Raw genomic sequence first — 4,857 nt, forward strand, 5'->3', positions numbered from 1 at the left:
CGATCATGATGCGCTGGCGCATACCGCCGGAGAACTGGTGCGGATAGTCGTTGACCCGGTCCTTGGCGGCCGGGATGCGTACCCGGTCCATCAGCTCGACGGCCTTCTCCTTGGCCCCCTTGCGCGACGTCCCGTGGTGGGCGCGGAACATCTCGCCGAGCTGGAACCCGACGGTGAGCACCGGGTTCAGCGAGGAGAGCGCGTCCTGGAAGATCATCGCGATCTTCTGGCCGCGGATCTTCCGCCGCTCCTCCTTGCCCATCGTCAGCATGTCCTGGCCGCGGAAGCGGATCTCCCCCTTGGGGATGCGGGCCGGCGGCATGTCCAGGATGCCCATGATCGCCTGCGCGGTCACCGACTTGCCCGAACCGGACTCCCCGAGCACCGCCAGCGTCTCCCCCGCGCGGACGCTGTAGTTGACCCCGTTGACCGCTCTCGCCACCCCGTCCCTGGTGACGAACTCGACGTGCAGGTCACGGACGTCGAGCAGCGGTCCCTCGTAGGGCGTCTCCCGCTGCGGCTTGCCCGTGTCGACAGCTGTGGTCACGATGCGTCCCCTCGCTCAGCGAAGCTTCGGGTCGAGGGCGTCGCGGACCGCGTCGCCCAGCATGATGAAGGCCAGCACGGTGATGGAGAGCGCCGCGGCCGGGAAGAAGAGCACGTACGGGGCCGTTCGGATCACCTTCTGGGCGGAGGCGATGTCGATGCCCCAGGAGATGGTCGGATCCTGCAGTCCGATGCCGAGGAAGCTCAGGGTGGCCTCGGTCGCGATGTAGCCGCCCAGCGCGATGGTGGCGACGACGATCACCGGCGCGAGCGCGTTCGGCAGGATGTGCCGGAACATCAGCCGCCCGGTGCCCGCACCGAGTGCGCGGCCGGCCATCACGTAGTCGGCCTGCTTCACGGTCAGGACGGCGCCGCGCATGACGCGCGCGATCTGCGTCCAGCCGAGGACGGCCAGGGCGACGACCACGCTCCACACCGTGCGGGCGGAGAAGGCGCCCAGCAGGACCAGCGCGCCGAGCAGCAGCGGAATGCCGAAGAAGATGTCGATGATGCGGGAGATCACCGCGTCCACCGCGCCGCCGAAGTACCCGGCGACCATGCCGGTCAGCCCGCCGAGCAGGGTGACCCCGAGGGTCACGAAGATTCCGACGGTGATCGAGGCCCGGGCCCCGTAGACCACCCGGGCGTAGATGGAGCGGCCCTGGCCGTCGTAGCCGAACCAGCCGGCACCGAAGAAGTCCGACCAGTCCGGGCGCTTGAGGAAGTTGTGGATCAGGTCGGCCTGGCGCGGGTTGGCGTCCGTGAATGCCCAGGGGAAGATCGACATCACGATCAGCAGCAGGATCAGCAGCGCCGAGATCAGGAAGATCGGCCGCCGGCGGAGGTCCCGCCAGGCGTCGCCCCAGAGGCTGCGGGCCTCCTCCCGCTTGGCCGGGTCGCCCTCGACCAGGGTCTCCTGCTCGACCGCCATGCCCTGCTCGCCGGCGTAGTCGAGGTGGTCGACGCCGGGGGCCGGGTGCGGCTTGAACTCGCCCTCGTCATGCAGGTCAGGCATAGCGGATCCTCGGGTCCAGGACCGCGTAGAGCAGGTCGACGATCAGGGAGGCGACCAGGTACACGATCACCAGGACGGTCACGATGCCGACCACGGTGGGGCCCTCCTTCTGGTTGATCGCCCGGTACAGGACGTTGCCGATGCCCTGCACGTTGAAGATCCCCTCGGTCACGATCGCGCCGCCCATGAGCGCGCCGAGGTCGGTGCCGAGGAAGGTGACCACCGGGATCAGCGAGTTGCGCAGCAGGTGCCGGGAGATGATGGTCCGCCGGGGCAGGCCCTTGGCGACCGCGGTGCGCATGTAGTCGGCCCGCAGGTTCTCCCCGATCGACGTCCGGGTGAGCCGGGCGACGTACGCGAGGGAGAGCGAACCCAGCACGATCGCGGGCAGGATCAGCTGGGAGAGGTCCTTGGAGTTCTGCACCGTCGGGGTGACCCAGCCCAGATTGGTCGCGAAGATCGTCTGGGCGATGTAGGCGAGCACGAACACCGGGATCGAGATCACCACCAGGGTCAGGACCAGCACCAGGGTGTCCTGGATGCTGCCCCGGCTGAGGCCGGAGACCAGGCCGAGCGCGAGCCCGACGACCAGCTCGAAGGCGAAGGCCATCAGGGCCAGCCGGATGGTGACCGGGAAGGCGTCCGCCATGATGTCGGTGACCGAACGGCCGGTGAAGCTCGTCCCGAAGTCGCCCTGGAACAGGTTGCCCATGTAGTGCAGGTACTGCTTCCACACCGGCTGGTCGAGGTAGTACCGGTGCTTCAGGTTGGCCACCACCGCCGGGTCGGCGGCCTTGTCCCCGAAGAGCGCCGCGACCGGGTCGCCCGGCAGCGTGTAGACCATCAGGAAGATCAGGAATGTGGAGCCGAAGAACACCGGGATCATCTGCAGCACCCGCCGCAGCACGTAACTTCCCATCCGAGCCTCCTTCCTAGGTGACTGGTCGGCCCGTGACCGGGTGCGGAGGGCCGTTGGACCGAGTGCCCGGGCCCCGCCCCCCGTGCGGGGAGGGCGGGGCCGGCGCGGGGAGGGGGCTCAGCCCTTGACCTCGACCTGGGTCCAGGCCGGGTTGCCGAAGGAGTCGAACGCCACGTTCTGGACGTTGCTGGAGTAGCCCGAGTTGGTGCGGTAGTACCAGAGCGGGATGGCCGGCATGTCGGTCGCCAGCACCGCCTCGGCCTGCTGGTAGCCGGTCACCGAGGCCTGGACGCTGTCCGCCTGGTCCGCCTGGGTGGACAGCTGGTCGAACTGCGGGCTGCTGTAGCCGAAGTCGTTGGACGCGGCGCCGGTGCGGTAGACGTCGGCGAGGAAGTTGGCGTTCAACGGGTAGTCCTGCACCCAGCCGGTCCGGAACATGCCGTTGATCTGGTGGCCGGTGATCGCCGCACGGGCGGTCTTGAAGTCGGGCTTCGGGTCGCCCGTGCAGTTGACGCCGGTGCTCTGCCGGATCGAGTTGCAGACCGCGTCGACCCACTCCTTGTGGCCGCCGTCCGCGTTGTAGGTGATGGTCAGGGTGTTCCCCGGGACGCCGCCGCCCTGGGCGATCAGCTGCTTGGCCTTGTCCGCGTTGAACGTGCAGAAGTCACCGCACTGGCCCGCCTTGTACCCCTCGACGCCCTCGGCGACCCAGGCGCTGGCGGGCGCGCGCGACCCCTGGAGCACCGTCTTGGTGATGGTGTCGCGGTCGATCGCCATCGAGATGCCCTGGCGGACCTGGGCCTTCTCCGGCGCGGCCCAGTCCGCCTGGTAGAGCGTGAAGCCGATGTTCTGGATGGCGCCCTGCGGCGAGTCGATCGCCCGGTCGCCCAGGTCGGTCTTGTAGGTGGCCAGCGCGGACGGCGGCACCTGGTCCATCACGTCCAGGTTGTTGGACTGGAGGTCGGCGTAGGCGGCCTCGGCCGTGCTGTACATCTTGAAGACGACGCCGCCGTTCTTCGGCTTGTCCACGCCCTGGTAGTTCGGGTAGGCCTTGGTGACCACCTGCTGGTTGTGGTCCCAGCTGACGAACTGGTACGGGCCGTTGCCCACCGGCTTCTGACCGGCGCCGGTCGGGTCGTTGAAGAAGGAGTCCGGCAGCGGGGAGAAGGCGATGTAGCCGAGCTTGTACTCGAAGTACGAGACCTTGTTCCGCAGCTTGATGGTGAAGTGCGTGTCGTCCGTGACGGTCAGCCCGGACATCTTGCTCGCGGTCGGCTGGCCGCTGGCCGGGTGGACGTCCTGGTAGCCCTCGATGTCGGAGAACCAGGAGCTGTTGATCTGGTTGTTGCTGGTGGTCGCGCCCCAGTTCCAGGCGTCGACGAAGTTGCTCGCCTTGACCGGCGTGCCGTCGTGGAACGTCCAGCCGCTCTTCATCGTGACGTTGAAGGTCTGCGAGTCGCTGGTGTCGATGCTGTCCGCGACCTGCATCCGGATCTTCGCGTTCGAGGGGTCGTAGTCGACCAGCCCCTTGAAGAGGTTCTGGATGATGCGCCCGCCGCCGGTCTCGTTGGCGTTGGCCGGCTGCAGCGGGTTCTGCGGCTCACTGCTCTGGTAACTGAAGGTCTTGCTGCTGTTCGACGAACCGCTGCTGCCGCCGTCGCTGCTGCTGCACCCGCTGGCCACCAGGGCCACGGACGTCGCTGCGGCGAGGACCCATCGAGCACGGGTGGCCACGGGCATGGAGGTCCCTCCTCAAGGTGTGTGACGCATCACACCCCATGAGAAGCGCGGCACCGTGGCGGCGCGAGTCGGGTACCCCCGGACGGGTGCACGGCCGCCGCGCCCGGTTGACGCCCCGTCCGTCCGGGCCGGGAAACGCCGGAGGGGCCCGTGCCGCGAACGGCTACGGGCCCCTCCGGGCGGGGTCGGACGCGGGCTCAGGCCGCGGCCGGCTCCCGGACCTCGGCGAAGTGGCACGCCGACTCGTGCTTGGCCGCACCGCTCAGCACCTCGGGCACCGCCAGCAGCGGGACCTCGGTCGAGCAGCGCTCCTCGGCCTTCCAGCAGCGGGTGCGGAAGCGGCAGCCCGACGGCGGGTTGGCCGGCGAGGGGATGTCACCGGTCAGGATGATCCGGTCACGGGACTCACGGGCCGTCGGGTCCGGCACCGGCACCGCGGAGAGCAGCGCCTGGGTGTACGGGTGGGTGGCGTTCTCGTAGATCTCCTCGTCCGTGCCGATCTCGACCATCTTGCCGAGGTACATCACGCCGACGCGGTCGGAGATGTGCCGGACGATGGAGAGGTCGTGGGCGATGAACATGTAGGAGAGCTCGAACTCGTTCTGCAGCTGCTCCAGCAGGTTGATCACCTGGGCCT

At 68.6% G+C, this 4,857-nt stretch carries 5 protein-coding genes; all 5 read right to left on the reverse strand.

The window, feature by feature from the left end; translation table 11 throughout:
- Positions 1-547 (reverse strand): ABC transporter ATP-binding protein (locus tag VR45_RS39610; RefSeq protein ID WP_199926097.1); only part of this gene is annotated, 547 nt, incomplete at its 3' end.
- A gap of 15 nt (positions 548-562) precedes the next feature.
- On the reverse strand, positions 563-1,477 hold the full coding sequence (locus tag VR45_RS39615) for an ABC transporter permease (RefSeq protein ID WP_045944819.1): 915 nt from the start codon (positions 1,475-1,477) through the stop codon (positions 563-565).
- A gap of 76 nt (positions 1,478-1,553) precedes the next feature.
- The gene (locus tag VR45_RS39620; protein WP_045944816.1) at positions 1,554-2,480 is read right to left on the reverse strand and encodes an ABC transporter permease; all 927 of its coding nucleotides are present in this window, start codon (positions 2,478-2,480) and stop codon (positions 1,554-1,556) included.
- Between the two features lie 117 nt (positions 2,481-2,597).
- Entirely contained in the window at positions 2,598-4,220 is a 1,623-nt protein-coding gene (locus VR45_RS39625; RefSeq protein ID WP_045944817.1) for an ABC transporter substrate-binding protein, read from the reverse strand.
- Between the two features lie 197 nt (positions 4,221-4,417).
- The coding region (locus VR45_RS39630) for an ABC transporter ATP-binding protein (RefSeq protein WP_045944820.1) at positions 4,418-4,857 on the reverse strand (440 nt) is incomplete at its 5' end.

Source organism: Streptomyces sp. NRRL S-495 (assembly GCF_000966955.1).
Taxonomy (GTDB): Bacteria; Actinomycetota; Actinomycetes; order Streptomycetales; family Streptomycetaceae; genus Kitasatospora; species Kitasatospora purpeofusca.